This is a genomic window from Roseateles sp. GW821-FHT09G03, assembly GCF_059416045.1.
On sequence record NZ_JBWKOK010000008.1, the window covers coordinates 21,765 to 36,944 of the forward strand.

Annotated in this window: 13 protein-coding genes; 8 read left to right on the forward strand and 5 right to left on the reverse strand. The window is 70.0% G+C overall.

Annotation, left to right across the window (positions count from 1 at the left end):
* Positions 1-10: 10 nt before the first annotated feature.
* Together AC07OZ_RS24515 and AC07OZ_RS24520 are read left to right on the forward strand one after the other, a co-directional pair.
* Positions 11-904 (forward strand): SDR family oxidoreductase, encoded by an 894-nt coding sequence (locus tag AC07OZ_RS24515; RefSeq protein WP_495469688.1) that lies wholly within the window; start codon positions 11-13, stop codon positions 902-904.
* 118 nt (positions 905-1,022) lie between these two features.
* Complete coding sequence (locus tag AC07OZ_RS24520; RefSeq protein WP_495469689.1) at positions 1,023-2,747, forward strand: sensor histidine kinase; 1,725 nt, start codon at positions 1,023-1,025, stop codon at positions 2,745-2,747.
* A 46-nt stretch (positions 2,748-2,793) separates the two neighbouring features.
* On the opposite strand, the gene AC07OZ_RS24525 is transcribed toward AC07OZ_RS24520, so the two are convergent.
* On the reverse strand, positions 2,794-5,595 hold the full coding sequence (locus tag AC07OZ_RS24525) for a hypothetical protein (RefSeq protein ID WP_495469690.1): 2,802 nt from the start codon (positions 5,593-5,595) through the stop codon (positions 2,794-2,796).
* Between the two features lie 263 nt (positions 5,596-5,858).
* On the opposite strand from AC07OZ_RS24525, the gene AC07OZ_RS24530 reads away from it, so the two are divergent.
* Complete coding sequence (locus tag AC07OZ_RS24530) at positions 5,859-7,121, forward strand: BaiN/RdsA family NAD(P)/FAD-dependent oxidoreductase (RefSeq protein WP_495469691.1); 1,263 nt, start codon at positions 5,859-5,861, stop codon at positions 7,119-7,121.
* A 70-nt stretch (positions 7,122-7,191) separates the two neighbouring features.
* Positions 7,192-8,373, forward strand: a complete 1,182-nt coding sequence (locus AC07OZ_RS24535; protein ID WP_495469692.1) for a Fic family protein — start codon at positions 7,192-7,194, stop codon at positions 8,371-8,373.
* Positions 8,374-8,410: 37 nt separating this feature from the next.
* Here the strand turns inward: AC07OZ_RS24535 and AC07OZ_RS24540 are convergent, their stop codons facing one another.
* The gene (locus AC07OZ_RS24540; RefSeq protein ID WP_495469693.1) at positions 8,411-8,629 is read right to left on the reverse strand and encodes a tautomerase family protein; all 219 of its coding nucleotides are present in this window, start codon (positions 8,627-8,629) and stop codon (positions 8,411-8,413) included.
* 215 nt (positions 8,630-8,844) lie between these two features.
* Between AC07OZ_RS24540 and AC07OZ_RS24545 the strand changes: the two genes are divergently transcribed.
* The 3 genes from AC07OZ_RS24545 to AC07OZ_RS24555 all read left to right on the forward strand — a co-directional run bounded on the left by AC07OZ_RS24545 (position 8,845) and on the right by AC07OZ_RS24555 (position 10,246).
* A complete protein-coding gene (locus AC07OZ_RS24545) occupies positions 8,845-9,420 on the forward strand; it encodes a hypothetical protein (protein WP_495469694.1) in 576 nt (191 codons plus the stop codon).
* Positions 9,421-9,599: 179 nt separating this feature from the next.
* A complete protein-coding gene (locus AC07OZ_RS24550; protein ID WP_495469695.1) occupies positions 9,600-9,926 on the forward strand; it encodes a YdaS family helix-turn-helix protein in 327 nt (108 codons plus the stop codon).
* 137 nt (positions 9,927-10,063) lie between these two features.
* A complete protein-coding gene (locus tag AC07OZ_RS24555) occupies positions 10,064-10,246 on the forward strand; it encodes a CsbD family protein (RefSeq protein ID WP_431104799.1) in 183 nt (60 codons plus the stop codon).
* Positions 10,247-10,357: 111 nt separating this feature from the next.
* On the opposite strand, the gene AC07OZ_RS24560 is transcribed toward AC07OZ_RS24555, so the two are convergent.
* Complete coding sequence (locus AC07OZ_RS24560) at positions 10,358-10,510, reverse strand: hypothetical protein (protein ID WP_297531206.1); 153 nt, start codon at positions 10,508-10,510, stop codon at positions 10,358-10,360.
* 66 nt (positions 10,511-10,576) lie between these two features.
* Positions 10,577-11,953, reverse strand: coding sequence for an alpha/beta hydrolase family protein (locus AC07OZ_RS24565; RefSeq protein ID WP_495469696.1), 1,377 nt, complete (start codon positions 11,951-11,953; stop codon positions 10,577-10,579).
* A gap of 342 nt (positions 11,954-12,295) precedes the next feature.
* Here AC07OZ_RS24565 and AC07OZ_RS24570 point away from each other — a divergent pair, with 342 nt between their 5' ends.
* Positions 12,296-13,840 (forward strand): methyl-accepting chemotaxis protein, encoded by a 1,545-nt coding sequence (locus AC07OZ_RS24570; protein WP_495469697.1) that lies wholly within the window; start codon positions 12,296-12,298, stop codon positions 13,838-13,840.
* Here AC07OZ_RS24570 and AC07OZ_RS24575 read toward each other — a convergent pair.
* Positions 13,827-15,170, reverse strand: coding sequence for an MBL fold metallo-hydrolase (locus tag AC07OZ_RS24575; RefSeq protein WP_495469698.1), 1,344 nt, complete (start codon positions 15,168-15,170; stop codon positions 13,827-13,829). The two genes, AC07OZ_RS24570 and AC07OZ_RS24575, sit on opposite strands and share 14 nt — an antisense overlap.
* Between the last annotated feature and the right edge of the window lie 10 nt (positions 15,171-15,180).

The window sequence follows — 15,180 nt, forward strand, 5'->3', positions numbered from 1 at the left end:
AGACAAGCGCATGAAGGACTATCAAGGCAAGACCGCGGTGATCACCGGCGCGGGCTCGGGCTTCGGACTCGAGGTGGCGCGCATCGCCACCTCGCGCGGCATGAACCTCGTGCTGTGCGACGTGCAGCAGGACGCGCTCGACAAGGCCGCGTCGGAATTCGCGGCGCACCCGGTGCTGGCGCGCCGCGTGGACGTGTCCAAGGCCGACCAGATGGAAGCGCTGGCCGCCGCGGTGAAGGAGCGTTTCGGCGCGCCCAACTTCGTGTTCAACAACGCCGGGGTCGGCTCCGGCGGACTGATCTGGGAGAACGCGCTCTCCGACTGGGACTGGGTCCTGGGCGTCAACCTGATGGGCGTGGTGCACGGCGTCCGGCTGTTCACGCCGATGATGCTGGAGGCCGCCGGCAAGGACCCCGCGTGGCAGGGCCACATCGTCAACACCGCCTCGATGGCCGGCATGCTGAACCCGCCCAACATGGGCGTCTACAACGTGTCCAAGCACGCGGTGGTGTCGCTCAGCGAGACGCTGTACCAGGACCTCGCGCTGGTGACGGACCAGGTGCGCGCGTCGGTGCTGTGCCCGTTCTTCGTGCCGACCGGCATCACGCAGAGCCATCGCAACCGGCCGGGCGAACTGGGCGCGGACAAGCCGACGAAGAGCCAGCTCATCTCGCAGGCGATGACCGACAAGGCGGTCAGCTCCGGCAAGCTGACGGCGGCGGACGTCGCCCGCATGGTGTTCGAGGCGATGGACGAGGAGCGCTTCTACATCTTCAGCCACCCGCAGGCGCTCAAGGGCGTGCAGACGCGGCTGGAGGACGTGATGCAGCTGCGCAACCCGACCGATCCGTTCGAGGACAAGCCGGAGATCGGCCAGAAGTTGAAGGCGTCGCTGCGCGGCTGACGCCGGGCGGACGGCGCACGGCAGGTGTCGGAGACACCTGACACTTCTGACAGGGACCTCCCCTGGATGCGGGAGAGCCCTTGCTCTTGCCGGGGATAGGCGGGCTCACAATCGTCACGTGGTCCTGTTCGCACTCCCCCGACTTCTGCGCGTGCTGCCGCGTCTGCTGCCGATCCTGGCGGCCGCCGTGCTGGCGTGGCTGGCATTGGCGGGGCAGGGGCACGCCGATCCGCGCGACTGGCTGACGGCCGAGGAGCGCGCCTGGGTGGCGCAGCATCCCGTGCTGCGCGTCGGCGGCTCGGCCAGCTACGGCCCGTTCACCTACATCGACGAGGAAGGCCGGCTCACCGGCCTGTCGGTGGACTATGCGCGGCGCTTGATGGAACTCACCGGACTGCGCTTCGAGTTCCAGCCGCCCCGACCCTTCGCTGACAACCTGGACGCGCTGGCCGTCGGTGCGCTCGACGTGCAGATGTCGATGCGCGAGACGCCCGAGCGCGCGCAGCGCTTCGGCTTCACCCGGCCCTACATCACGGTGCCCGCGGTGCTGCTGCGCCGCGCCGGCGCGGGCGACGACCCGCTGCGGCCGGGCGAGGCGGTGGCGGTGGCGCGCGGCTACGCGGTGGCGGAGTTCCTGCGCGACCGCTATGCCACGAACCCGCTGCAGGTGGAGGTCGACGACCGCACCGTGCTGCGCCGGCTGGCCGGCGGCGAGGTCGGCGCGGCGGTGATGGACCTGGCCGGCGCGACCTACCTGATGCGGCGCGACGGCATCGGCAACCTGCGGGTGGTGGACGACCTCGGCTACGCCTACGGCCTGGGCATCGGCTACCGGCGCGACTGGCCGATGCTGGGCCGCATCCTGGACAAGGCGCTCACGCGCATCGGCGAGAGCGAGCGCCAGGCCATCGCCGACCGCTGGATCACGCAGGACACGGCGGCGATGCGCTGGCAGCGCCGCGCGTTGTGGGGCGTGGGCATCGCGCTGGCGCTGGTCGTCGCCGGGCTCGGCGTGACGCTGCTCTGGAACCGCGCCTTGCAGCGCCAGGTGCGGCTGCGCGGCGAGCTGCTGCAGCGCGAGCTCGGCGAGCGCATGCGCCTGCAGGACGTGGACCGGGCGCGCGAGCTGGCCGAGGTCACGAGCAAGACCAAGAGCGAGTTCCTGTCACAGGCCAGTCACGAACTGCGCACGCCGCTGAACGCGGTGCTGGGCTTCAGCCAGCTGCTGGCCCACGATCCGAAGCGTCCGCTGGACGATGTGCAGCACTCGCGGCTCCGTCACATCGACGAGGCGGCCAAGCACCTGCTGGTGCTGATCGAGGACATGATGACGCTCTCGCGCGTCGAGGCGAACACGCTGACCGTGCAGTCGCTGCCGCTGCAGGCGGGGCCGCTGCTGCGCCGCGTGGTGGAGCTCGCGCAGCCGGCGGCGGCGGAGGCCGGCGTCGACCTGCAGGTCGGCATGACGCCCGAGGAGGACAGCACGCTCCCGCTTGTCCAGGCCGATCCCATCCGGCTGGAGCAGGTGCTGCACAACCTCATCTCCAACGCCATCAAGTACAACCGGCGCGGCGGCTGGGTGAAGGTGCGGGCCTGCGCGGAGCCGCGCGGCTTCCGCATCGAGGTGGCCGACAACGGCATCGGCCTGAGCCCCGAGCAGCGTTCCCAGCTGTTCCAGCCGTTCAACCGGCTCGGGCGCGTGGAGCAGCCCGGGCACGGCATCGGCCTGGTGATCTGCAAGCAGCTCATGGAGCGCATGGGCGGCCGCATCCTCGTCGACAGCGAAAGCGGGCAGGGCTCGCGCTTCACGCTCGAGTTGCCGGCCGTGCCGGCGGCGGCGTAGGCGTCGTCAGTCCCGCCGCATCCGTCCCGCTCGCCTCACTCGCGCCTCACTCGCGCCACATCCGCCCGCTCCAGTCGGAGAAGGTCTTCAGGCGCTGCGCCTCGGCGCCATGGTTGCGCGCGGAGATCACGCTCCAGGTGATGTACTGCTCGCTCGTCCAGTCGACCCATCCGCCCACGAGGTGCGGCTGGCCCTTGCTGTTCAGCGGGAGCGGCGTGCGCTTCGCGTCGAGGCAGAAGCGGAAGCCGGACTTGATCTCCGGCTCGCTGCCGAACAGCGCGTTCGGGTCGCAGCGCCGCCACTGCTCGTAGGTCGTGGTCGCGTACATCGCGTTGTAGAGCGAGATCGAGCTGTTGATGAACATCACGTGCAGCCCCGGCGTCACGTCGTCCAGCAGCCGGAATCGCGACTTCTCCCAACTCTCAGGACCGCGGTCGACCACCTCGCCCACGCCCAGCTTGTGGATCGCCAGCGAGGCCCGGCTGCGGTGCCCCTCGTTGCGGAACAGGTCCGTCGGCGCGGCGGGATCCGGCTTGTTGAAGGAGAGGTTGGTGTTGGCCAGTTGCGCGAGCTTGGTCCGCACCTGGAAGTAGCGCGCCAGGTGAGAAGCGGAGACTTGCGACGGTGCCTTCGCCGTCATCAGGTCGTCCACCACCGCGGTCGTGAAGCCCATGTGGTACGGCCAGTCCATCGGCCCTTCCGACGCGCCGGTCCAGCCCGGGTTCACCGTCATCTGCAGCTGGTACCACTGGTTGGTGCGGTAGTAGGAGGTCAGCCGCGGCTCCCACGAGAAGTAGAACTCGCGCTTGCCCTGCGGCGTCTGCTCGTCGGCGTAGAGCATGTGCGGGGCCATGTAGAACACGCTGGGCCAGCTGAACGGCCAGCCGCGCTTCTCGCCTTCGCCGACCCACTTGCCGCTCGCGTCCTTCCTGCCGCGGAAGGAGGAGGTCGAGCTCTCCAGCCCGTACTCGTGCGCCAGCTCCCATTGCTTGACGCCCATCCAGTGGAGCATGCCGAACATGGCGCGCTCGATGAAGGCTTCCTTGCTGTAGCCGGCCTTCGCGTTCGGATAGAGCGCGATCGCCGACGACTGCGTCGACGGCGACAGCAGGGCCTGCAGCTTGCGGCCGCCGATCTCCGCGCCGTAAGGCTGCGAGGGATTAGGAGACACACGGCTGCCTCGACCACCGCCCACGAAGTCCAGCGTCTTTGCGCCTGGATCGCCGAGCCAGTACATCGCGCGCTCGCGCTGATCAGCCGTCAGGTGGCTCCAGTCGCCATACACGCCGTTCGGATTCTTGTTGGCCGCCAGCCAGTCGGCGATGCGCTTGACCACCTTGACCGGGTTGGAGCCGGTGTCGCCCTGGGTCTCGAACAAGCCCTGACCCTGGCCCGCGTCCGGCGTCCAGATGTCCAGCGGATGCGTGATCGGCAGCCAGGCGTTCCAGTCGGGCAGTTGCAGCGGGATGGGCATCTCGCGCGTGTTCAACACCTTGCCCGGGCTCGGGTCCATCGCGGCGTCGAGCTCGGCCTGCGTCACCGCGGCCGTGCTGTTGGCCGCCTTGCCGGCGAAGACGTTGACGAAGGACTTCGCGTCCGGCAGCACCGCGTCGATGCCGGCGCCGGCCGCCCATTCGACGGCGGGCCGGCTGTCCAGTCCGGGGCCGGGCTGGTACGGCGGATTCCACGGCGTGGCCTGCGGCACGTGCGGGACCTGGGTCAGCGCCGCGCGCAGGTAGGCGGAGATCTGCCGGCCCTGCGTCTCGCTCAGGCCATGGAAGCGGGCGCGCTGGACGATCGAGTTGTCGGAGTAGTTGAAGTACTGCAGGTCACGGCCCGTCGCGGCATGGCAGGACGCGCAGGCGGCGCGCATCTTGGTGTTGACCACCGAGGACTTGAGCAGCAGGCCGGAGGCGTTCCACAGCGCCTTGCCGGCGTCCGCATCGGCGGTCCAGGTGCGGCCGGCCTGCTTCTCGACGGCGATGTCGGCCCAGCGGCGCGGGTTGGTCGCGAGGTTGCGTCCGCTCGCGTCCTGCAGCTGCAGGTCGAGGATGCGGAAGCCGTTGGAGTTGCCGTCGGTGCCGTTGAAGCGGAACTCGATGCGGTTGGTCGCGGGACTCGCGACCAGACGCGCCCGCGCGGTGCTGTCCAGCGGCACGCGGAAGCGGATGGTCAGCAGCCCGCCGTTCACGCCGCCGTGCGCGCGTTCGATGTCGTCGAGCTGGACGCCGGTGTCGCTGATCGGGATCCACGCCGCCGCGCTGGTGTTGTTGGCGGTGGCGGCGCCGACCACGCGCAGGCTGCCGGCGATGGCCGTCAGGGGCTTGCTGAGCGCTTCGAACTCCGGTGAGTTGTAGAAGCCGCAGCGATGGCAGCGCACGACCAGCTGCGTGGCGGTGGCGAGGGAGGCGGCATCGAGCGACAGCTCCGCGCCGACGACCGTCGGCGCGTCGGGGGCCCCGGCGCCCAGTACTTCGATCGGGAGGGTGAGCGTCGGAGGCGGTGCCGGCGACGGTGCAGGCGCAGGGCCCGAAGCGGGCGCCGGGCTCGGCGCAGGGGAAGGGGCCGGTGAAGGGGCCGGTGAAGGCGCCGGAGATGGCGCTGGTGCGGGCGAGGGCGCCGGAGAGGGGGCTGGCGATGGCGCGGGTTCCGGCGCCGGGCTGGGGGCAGGCGCGGGTCCCGGCGCGGGAGCCGGTGCGGGCGCGGCCCCCTGCGTATCGGTGGGATCCTTCGACGGGCCTGCCGCGTCCCCGCCGCCGCAGGCGCTCAGCAGCACGCTGAAGGCCAGGGCGATCGTGGTCGACGCGGCCGGGAGCTTGCCGAAGCTCGGACGGTGGGGCTGCTGCATGCGCTGCTCTCTTTGCGTGATGAGGGAACCGGCGCGACCGACAGCGGTGCGACGCGAATCGATTCATTTTTTCCGCGAGCTGAAAGCGGTTCCAACGGGTAGGCGCAAGAGCTGCAATCAACGGTAAACGCGGCGGTTCGCCCTACCTCTTCCGGGTGGTCCGGCCACGAAACGGCCTGCGCGCCGGGATGCCCGGTCCTCCGGATCCGAGAGATCGCGACCGTCTGGCACACTGCGCGGCCTTGCGCAGTACCCTCCATCCCATGCCTACCTCCGAATCCCCCCGCCGCGCCGTCGTCATCGGCGGCGGCCCCGCCGGCCTCATGGCCGCCGAGCGCCTGGCTCAAGCCGGTCTCTCCGTCGACCTCCACGACGCCATGGCCTCGGTCGGCCGCAAGTTCCTGCTGGCGGGCAAGGGCGGTCTGAACCTGACGCACTCGGAGCCCCGTCCCGACTTCGACTCGCGCTTCTTCGAGCGCCAAGCCCAGGTCACCCCTTGGCTCGACCGCTTCGATGGCGGCGCACTGCGCGCCTGGGCGCAAGGGCTGGGCGTCGAGACCTTCGTCGGCACCTCCGGGCGTGTCTTTCCCAAGGACCTCAAGGCCGCGCCGATGCTGCGCGCGTGGCTGTCGCGCCTGCGCGCGCAGGGCGTGCGCTTCCACATGCGGCATCGCTGGCTCGGCTGGGACGCGGACGGCGCGCTGCGGTTCAGCACGCCTGAAGGCGAAACGGCCGTGACCGCGGATGCCGTCGTGCTCGCGCTGGGCGGCGCCTCGTGGCCGCAACTGGGCTCGGACGGGGCGTGGGTGCCGCTGCTCGCCGAGGTCGGCGCGACCGTGTCGCCGCTGCGCGCCGCCAACTGCGGTTTCGATCTCGGTGTGTTGCGCGATGGCGTGGCGCCGGGCTGGTCGCCGTTCTTCGCCGAAAAATTCGCGGGCCAGCCGCTCAAGCCTGTGGCGTTGACCGCCGAAGGCATTGATGGACGGAGCTTCTCCCGCCAGGGCGAGTTCGTCGTGACCGCGACCGGCATCGAAGGCTCATTGGTCTACGCCGCTTCCGCGCTGCTGCGCGAGAAGCTCGAGCGCGACGGCGAGGCGCTCGTGCACCTGGACCTGCTGCCCGGTCGTGATGCAGCGTGGGTGCTGGAGCAGGTCGCGCATCCGCGCGGCTCGCGCTCCGTGTCCTCGCACCTGAAGAGCCGCCTGAACATCGAGGGCCTGAAGGCCGGCCTGCTGCACGAGGTGCTCACGAAGGACGAGTACGCCGACACGGCGACGCTGGCCCGCACGCTGAAGGCGCTGCCGCTGCGCCTGCGCGCCGCGCGCCCCGTCGCGGAAGCCATCAGCACCGCGGGCGGCGTGACGATCGAGTCGCTCGACGAGCGGCTGATGCTGAAGACCCGCCCCGGCGTGTTCGTCGCCGGTGAGATGCTGGACTGGGAGGCGCCGACGGGCGGTTATCTGCTGACGGCCTCGATGGCCAGCGGCCTGGTCGCCGGGGAAGGTGCCGCCGCGTACTTGGGCTGAAACCGGAGCGTGAGCCGCATTTGACGAAATACGGCTCAAAATATGAGCCGAAAATGCCAGAATGCGGCTCATGACCCGCAAGACCGCTCCGCCCACCTGGATCTGGCAGCGCGCCGACTGGCCGGCCTTCCACTACGACGCCCAGGCGGTGGCGCCCGATCTGTTCGAGGCCTACGTCATGCACGGCAATGTCGAGGGCAAGGCGATGGCCATCGGGCTCGGCGTCACGAGTCCCGTCGTGCTGGACGTTTTCGCTGACGAGGTCATCGCGACGGCGGCGATCGAAGGGGAACGGCTGTCGGCCGATGCCGTGCGCTCGTCGGTGCTCCGGCGGATGGGCCTGAGCGAGGAGGGACCGGTCGACCGTCACGTCGACGGACTCGTCGCGATGATCGCGGATGCGACGAGCCACATCGATCAGCCGTTGGACGAGGACCGTCTCTGCCGTTGGCAGGCGGCGCTGTTCCCGAACGGACTCTCCGGACTTCAGCGCATCGCCGTGGGTCGCTATCGCGACCACGCGGACCCGATGCAGATCGTCAGCGGACGTCCGGGTCGGGAGGTCGTGCACTACCAGGCTCCCGCGTCGCGCGACGTGCCGGCGGAGATGGCGCGTTTCATTGCCTGGTTCGCCGCCACCACGCCGCGCAAGGGCGTACCGCAGGCGCTGGACGGCCCGAGGCTGGACGGTCTTGCGCGCGCGGCGATCGCGCATTTCTGGTTCGAGAGCATCCACCCGTTCGAGGACGGCAACGGCCGTGTCGGCCGGGCCATCATCGACATGGCGATTGCCCAGCATCTCAGGCCGCCCATGCGCTTGCACAGCATGTCCAAGCAGATGCTGGCCGCGCGTGCCGAGTACTACGACGCACTCAGTCTGACGCAACGGGGCGGCGCGGACCTGACCACGTGGGTCCAGTGGTTCGTGCGCCAGTACACCGGCGCCTGCGATGCCGCCAACCACGTCATGGACACCGCCGTCCAGAAGCGCCGCTTCTGGGACACGCACGCCGCCGGCGATCTTGCGGAGCGCCAGCGCAAGGTGCTGCAGCGCCTGCTGGACGACGGCGACGGCGGGTTCCTCGGCGGGCTCAACGCCGAGAAGTACATGAAGATGACCGGCGTGTCGAAGGCGACGGCGACCCGTGACCTGTCGGACATGACCGCGGCCGGTCAACTGCGCGCGCACGGCGTGGGCAAGGCGGTGCGCTACTACGTCGACATGCCCGGCTGGACGCACGGCATCGCGTAGCGCCCGCGGTTGGCGGGAACAGGAGGGCAGGGCGAGCCTACGGCTGCTTCGGTTTGATCCCCATCTTCTCGAGCGTCAGCGTCTCGTCCGCGCGGCCCCAGCCGCCGTCGGCGACCTCGTCGACCAGGACCATCGTGTAGGGGCGTGCGCGCTCGCCGAAGTACTCGACGAACATCGCCGTGACGCGGTGGATGATTTCCTCCTTGCGGGCGGCGTCGGCGACGCCTTCGGGGAGTTTGATGTTGGCGAAGGGCATGGTGGCCTCGTTGAAATGAAGTGATGACGGGCTTGATTCTTCGGAATCGGCGCCTGTCGAAAAAGGGGCCCTGGCCGCCATGACATGCCAACGGGCGCCAACAATGCGGGCCCGGCCTCCGGTCCCGGGGGGGCGACCCGGGAATCCGGGACGCCCCGGGTGCCCCGGACCTCCGGTCATGCGCCTGACATGAAGCTCGGCGACGCTGCGTCGCGATGCGCCCAGCGACCGGATCCTTCGCCCGCACGCTCGCCGGCTGGCTCCGCCAGACGCGGGCCGTGCTGCTGTTGCTGCTGTGCGCCGCGGTCCCGCTGTATGGCGCCGCGGGCGCGAGGCTGACCACGCTCGGCCCGGCGCATCACCATCGCGCCGCCCCGGTCGTCGATCACGATCACGACTCGCCATCGTTCGCGCAGACATGGCGCGACCTGGTTCATCGGGGCCTGCAGGCGCTGGCGGGCAAGGAGGCCTCGCAGGTCCTCGACACCGCGAGGGCGCGGCAGCAGCAGATCGAACTCCAGCGTGGCGGGAAGCCCGCGCATGTCCATGCCCATGGGCTGTTCGAGCGCCACCATCACCTCGCCGACGATCCCACCGTCGTGCTGGACGACCATGACGGGCCGTCCTTGAGCGACGCGGCGGCGCTGGGCGGCTATGTCCTGCCCATGGCGAATGTCGTCGTGCCGCGCGTGCCCGCGCCCGCAAGCGCCAATGGCCATTGGCCGCGTGCCGAACCGCCGACCTGGCGGAGCATCGGCAACACGCCCCTGGAGCGACCGCCCCGCCGCTGAACGGCCATGATGGCGCGCGGACACGGCCACGCCCCCCGGGCGCGGACGTCGCGCGCTCCGCCGTTTCGCATCGCCCAAGGCGCGGTCAAAGCGCTCGTCCGATGCGGTCACGCCGCCAAGCCTCCGGGCGAATGCGGCGCCCTCGGCTGTCCGCCCTCGCGGCAGCAGGATCTCTCGTCATGGAAACTCTTGGATCCCTCTTTCCGGGCGCCTTCGCGGGCGCCCGCGATGTCGGCGTGTCGATGCCGGCTTCGACATCGACCTGGCAGGGCGCCGTCGACCGCGCCGTGGGCCTGTGCGGCAGCCAGGCCGCGCTCGCGCGTCATCTGAAAGTCCCTCGGCAGCACGTCAGCGAGGCCCGCACCGGCGGCCGCACGATCCCCACGGACCGGCTGCCTGCGCTGGGGCAACTCGTCCACATGACACCCGCCGAACTGTGGACGCTGCAGGAGATCGCCAACATGCCCCGGCGCAACCCGTTCTCCCGGGTGTGCGACGGGCTGTAGCGCTTGTTCGCAAACCTGTAGGACCGCTCCGACGGGAGGAAGCGTTGCCCGCCGTCACGCGGCGCGAGCGGGGCCGCCTAGGATGACTCCAGTGCCATCGCACCCTGCGGGATTCGCAGTAACTTCCGGAGTTGATGATGAACAAGGACCAAGTGAAGGGCGCCGCCAAGGACATCGCTGGCAAGGTGCAGCAGAAGACCGGTGAAGTGGTCGGCAGCACCGAACAACAGGCCAAGGGCCTGGCCAAGCAGGTCGACGGCAAGGCCCAGAAGGCCTACGGCGACGTGAAGGAAGCGGCAAAGGACGCCGGCAAGCACTGATGCCGTGATGCGCTGAGGCCCCTGCGCCAATGAAAAACGCCGGCGGGACGCGAGTCCCGCCGGCGTTCCTCCTTGCACGGCCCGGATCGAGCGATCCGGGCGGGCCGGCGCTCAGCCCGGCTTGTTCTTCAGCTTGCCCTTGGGCATCACGGCCGTCATCGGCGCGACCGGCCGCGTGGAGACGGAGGACGACTCCTTGGGCGTGCTGGTGTCCTTCTTGGGCTTCTTGTTGGCCTTGTCGTTGCGTTGCTCGCCTTTTGGCATGGCTCGATTTCCTTCTGGTGGTTCAGGGTCGGGATGGCGGCACTCTACTACTGCCGCGAGCCGGGGTCACTTCACCGGCAAGGGGCGGGTGATGAGGGCCTTCCCGTACCGGTCGTCGACCGCGCCGATCCGGCCGTCCCGGATGAAATCCCGCATCAGCGCGAAGTAGCCCTCGGCGTAGCGCGTGGAGATCCGCTTGCCGTCCGGCGTGAGCTCGAATTCGGTCATGCCGTGGTCGGCACCCGGGTACACGGCCAGCGTGTAGCGCTTGCCCGCCGCGATCAGGGAACGGAGGTCCGCCTCGGTACCGGCGCTCGGCGCGACGCGGTCGTCGGCGCCGAGGACCCACAGCTGCGGCGTGCGCGAGGCCCGCAGCGTCGGCATCGGGTCGTAGCGGAAGGACACGTCGAACTTGTAGGTCGTGTTCAGTCCCTCGACGATCTGCCTCTTGTCGAGCGGCAGCACCAGATGCAGGAAGTTGCCGCGCACGTCCTTGAACCAGGCCCGCGACCTGAATTGCTCGCGCAAGGCGTCGAACGCCTCGTAGCCCTCCTTGCCGCGCGTCTCGATGACCTTCTGCGCGGCGCGCGTCAGCGCCAGCGCGTCTTCGGTGTCCCGCGCGGAATGCCGGTGGGCGCGCATCTCGAGCGCGACGCTCTGCAGATCCTGCTCCAGCATGGACACCGTCAAGCCGAAGCTCACGATGGCGAAGTCCACCGGCGCGCGCTCCGCCGCCAGCGGCGCGACCCATCCTCCCTGGCTGCCGCCCTGGTAGCCGATGCGGCCGGCACGCGGTCCCGCGAGACGGCGGGCCTCCTTCATGGCCCGCACCGCATCGTCGGCCAGCAGGCTGAGGTCCTGCGTGTAGGCGCCCGCGGAGGCGCCGGTGCCCCGTTTGTCGTAGACGAACGCGCCGATGCCCTCCGCGGGGAGCAGGCGTTGAAGTGCATCGCCTTCGCGTGCGGAGTCTGATTCGGATCCATGGAGAAGCACCACCACCGGCACGGGGCCCTCGCCCCTGGGCATGACGAGACGTCCGGCCAGCGGGACACCGCCCGCATCGAAGGTGGTCTCCGTCACATCGAAGTCGATGCGCTGGCCGCGTTGTCCGCCGAACGTGATCTCCCCCTGGTTGCAATCGGCCGATGACAGCGTGTCCGCCGTCGGCCTGCCGGTCCATCCGGCGGTGCTGGTCCATGCGCCGTCGGGCTGCGGCCGCAGCAGGCCCGTCTCGCCGCTGAAGGCGATCCAGCGCAGGGTGTTGCCCCTGGCTGGCGCGATGTCCAGCGTCTGGCCGTTTTCCATGCGATAGGCGCCGACCAGGCAACTCGTCGTGACCGGGGCGGGCGCGGCCGTTCCTTCCGCCGGGGCTGTCAGCGCTGTTGCAGGAGCGGGTGTCGCAGCCAGTAGCGCGCAGAGCGGCAGCACGGCAAGTGATTTCATTCTTGTCCTCGCAGGTCCATCATCGGAGCCCGGAGTCTCGATGTCCGCCCCGGGCTAGGCGACCGCGAGATGACGCGCTGCCGACGAGCCGTGACGAACTGCCATCCGGGCCGACGAGCGTCGTCCGCGGATCGATCCGTCATCGATCCGTCATGCCGCGTCCGGTCGATCCCCGCGTAACGACGCGGCTTTCGTCAAGCTGTTCACGGCGCTGCCGGGCGCGCGCCCGGGGCGGGTCTGTTCGTCGATGAAACAAACGCATAGGCTCGCGCCCAACCCGGCGGGAGCGCTCCCCTGCACCCGCCGGCCGCTGCAACCCCCACTGTCCTGGATGAGGTCCTCATGACTCTGAACAACATGCGTGTCGGTACCCGGCTTGGTGCCGGCTTTGCCCTCATCCTGCTGCTGCTCGCGCTGATGCTGGTCGTCAGCGTGCTGCGCCTGAACAGCGCGTCGGTCGCCGTCCAGGCCATGATGGCCTCGCCGCTGGCCAAGGAGCGTCTGCTGGAGGAGCAGCTGCGCAACGTCGTGGCTGGCGTGACCCGCGGCAAGGCGATCGCGAAGAACGCGGACGGCGGCCTGGAGGCGCTCTTCCGCGACGAGGCCAAGGCCTCGACCGCGCGCGGCAACGAGATCGTCAAGGCCCTCGCGGACCTGCCGACGGACGAGCGCGAGAAGCCGTTGCTGGAGAAGTTCAACGGCGCCCGCAAGGCCTACCTCGACGCGCGGGACCGCATGATGGCGGCCAAGCGCGCCGACAAGGCCGACGAGGCCAACCGCATCTACGACAGCGAGTTCAGCGTCGTCGCGCCCGCCTACGTGGCCGCCCTGACGGCCGTGTTGGACTACCAGCGCCAGGTCATCGACGACCTGAACCAGACGATCGCCGCCGACACCGCGCGCGCCCAGTTCCAGCTGGAGGTGCTGGGCGTGATCGCGATCACGCTCGGCATCGTGCTGGCGATCACCTTGACCCGCTCGATCACGCGGCCGATGGCGAAGGCCATCGAACTCGTCGACGCGGTCGCCCAGGGCGACCTGTCGCGGCGCCTGCAAGTCGAAGGCCGTGACGAGATCGCCTACCTGGTCGGCTCGCTCGGCAAGATGAGCAGCGGCCTCACCGACCTCGTGCGCCAGGTGCGCCAGGCGTCGGAGGGCATCCAGACCGCCAGCGACGAGATGGCCGTGGGGAACATGGACCTGAGCGCGCGCACCGAGCAGCAGGCCAGCTCGCTGGAGGAAACGGCGTCCTCGATGGAACAGCTGAGCGCCGCCGTGCGGCACAACGCCGACAGCGCCCACCAGGCCAACCAGCTGGCGCAGAACGCGTCGGACGTGGCGGTGCAGGGCGGCGAGGTGGTCGGCCGCGTGGTCGAGACCATGAAGGGCATCAACGACTCGTCGCGTCAGATCGGCGACATCATCGGCGTCATCGACGGCATCGCCTTCCAGACCAACATCCTGGCGCTGAACGCCGCCGTGGAAGCGGCCCGCGCGGGCGAGCAGGGCCGCGGCTTCGCGGTCGTGGCCTCTGAAGTGCGCTCGCTGGCGGGCCGTTCCGCCGAGGCGGCCAAGGAGATCAAGCGCCTGATCACCGCCAGCGTCGAGCGGGTGGAGCAGGGCACGAAGATGGTGGACCGCGCCGGCGAGACGATGACCGAAGTCGTCGGCAGCATCCGCCGCGTCAACGACATCATCGGCGAGATCAGCTCGGCCAGCAGCGAGCAGTCCAGCGGTGTCGCCCAGGTCGGCGAGGCCGTCACCCACATCGACCAGGCGACGCAGCAGAACGCCGCGCTGGTCGAGCAGATGGCCGCCGCCGCCAGCGGCCTGAAGTCCCAGGCCGAGCAGCTCGTCAAGGTCGTGGCGACCTTCAAGCTGGCCTGATTGCTCCGCTGCGCATCGGCGCCGACTCGTAGATCACCCGATCCGCTTCGTCGGCGTTGTCCGTCACCAGCATCCTGAATCGCTCGCCGCCGGCCTCGACGCGCACGATCACGTGGCCGCGCGTGCTGCGCAGCTTCTGCATCAGGCGACGGTGCATCAACGCGTTCTCGTGCATCACCTCGGTGGCGAAGACTTCGCGCGGCCCCGCGTAGAGGCGATCGTTGAACATGTGCTCGAGCTGCTGCAGGCTCGGGTGCGAGATGTGCCAGGTCGGGATGACCCAGGCACGCGGACGCAGGGTGCGCGCCACGTCGGCGCTGACACCGTCGTACAAGCCGTGATGGTCCGCCGTGGCGACGTCCACCGGTCCCGCCGCCCGCGCGGCGGCGCCGAGGATGTCCCGCCAGGGCAGGTCGCCGTTGAAGGTGTCGCTGGTCAGGTCCGCGCCGGTGAAGTAGCGGAACGGCCCCGATTCGATGCGGATCGCGGCGCAGCACATGTTCTCGCTGGGACGGTCGCGATCGGGCAGCGTGGCGGGATCGGGGAAGGTCGAACGTCGTTCGTCGCCGCGTCCGGTCCAGACCTCGCCGTTGACCGCGATGTTGCGCACGGCGAAGCGCCCCTCCGAGGAGCGATGCGCTCGCGGCAGGAACTGCCGATCGGAGCCCGCCTCGAAGCGTTGCACCGCGCTGCCGCCGGCCTGCCGCGCGGCCACGTACGCGCGGTAGTTCGCCGCGAACGGCGCCTGCTCGATGCCGGCGCCCGGATACCGGTAGTCCGGAAAACCGCGATCGACGAGCGTGCCGATCTCGAGCTGCTCGGCGACGTCCATCACGCCGGTCAGACGGTAGTCGCCGCGCCGCGACTGGGGCAGCCCCGGAGCGACATCGCCGAGGTGATCGGGATGCAGATGGCTGACGAGCAGATAGTCCAACCCGCGTCCGCCGGTCGGCGCCAGGTGCCGCTGCGCGTAGCGCGCGATCCATTCGCCGGCGCGGCGTTGCGGGCCGGGGCGCGTCGCTACGCTGACGTCGGTGGCGTTGGCCGAGGCACCCGCGTCGATCAGCAGGCTGGTGCCGTCGGGCAGGATCACCAGCGTGGCGCTGCCGCGTCCGATCGCGAGGTGATGGATGTCGAGCTGGCCCGGTTGCCAGGGATCGAGTGGGCGGCCGTCCGCCGCGCTCGCTGTGGAGGTAGCGGAGGTGTCGGGGCCTGCCGAAGCGGATGACCGCGGCGTGCCGCCGGTGGCGCAACCCGACAGGGTCGATCCGGAGAGCCCGAGCAGTCCCATGGCGCCCACCAGGCGCCGGCGCTTGTCGCTGAAGTTCATGACGGACTCC

Bases quoted from the DNA above. Each gene is read 5' to 3' on its own strand.
- AC07OZ_RS24565 (WP_495469696.1), bottom strand. From the start codon at position 11,953: ATGAAATCACTTGCCGTGCTGCCGCTCTGCGCGCTACTGGCTGCGACA.
- AC07OZ_RS24545 (WP_495469694.1), top strand. From the start codon at position 8,845: ATGCGCCCAGCGACCGGATCCTTCGCCCGCACGCTCGCCGGCTGGCTC.
- AC07OZ_RS24550 (WP_495469695.1), top strand. From the start codon at position 9,600: ATGGAAACTCTTGGATCCCTCTTTCCGGGCGCCTTCGCGGGCGCCCGC.
- AC07OZ_RS24535 (WP_495469692.1), top strand. From the start codon at position 7,192: ATGACCCGCAAGACCGCTCCGCCCACCTGGATCTGGCAGCGCGCCGAC.
- AC07OZ_RS24575 (WP_495469698.1), bottom strand. From the start codon at position 15,170: ATGAACTTCAGCGACAAGCGCCGGCGCCTGGTGGGCGCCATGGGACTG.
- AC07OZ_RS24530 (WP_495469691.1), top strand. From the start codon at position 5,859: ATGCCTACCTCCGAATCCCCCCGCCGCGCCGTCGTCATCGGCGGCGGC.
- AC07OZ_RS24540 (WP_495469693.1), bottom strand. From the start codon at position 8,629: ATGCCCTTCGCCAACATCAAACTCCCCGAAGGCGTCGCCGACGCCGCC.
- AC07OZ_RS24515 (WP_495469688.1), top strand. From the start codon at position 11: ATGAAGGACTATCAAGGCAAGACCGCGGTGATCACCGGCGCGGGCTCG.
- AC07OZ_RS24560 (WP_297531206.1), bottom strand. From the start codon at position 10,510: ATGCCAAAAGGCGAGCAACGCAACGACAAGGCCAACAAGAAGCCCAAG.
- AC07OZ_RS24555 (WP_431104799.1), top strand. From the start codon at position 10,064: ATGAACAAGGACCAAGTGAAGGGCGCCGCCAAGGACATCGCTGGCAAG.
- AC07OZ_RS24570 (WP_495469697.1), top strand. From the start codon at position 12,296: ATGACTCTGAACAACATGCGTGTCGGTACCCGGCTTGGTGCCGGCTTT.
- AC07OZ_RS24525 (WP_495469690.1), bottom strand. From the start codon at position 5,595: ATGCAGCAGCCCCACCGTCCGAGCTTCGGCAAGCTCCCGGCCGCGTCG.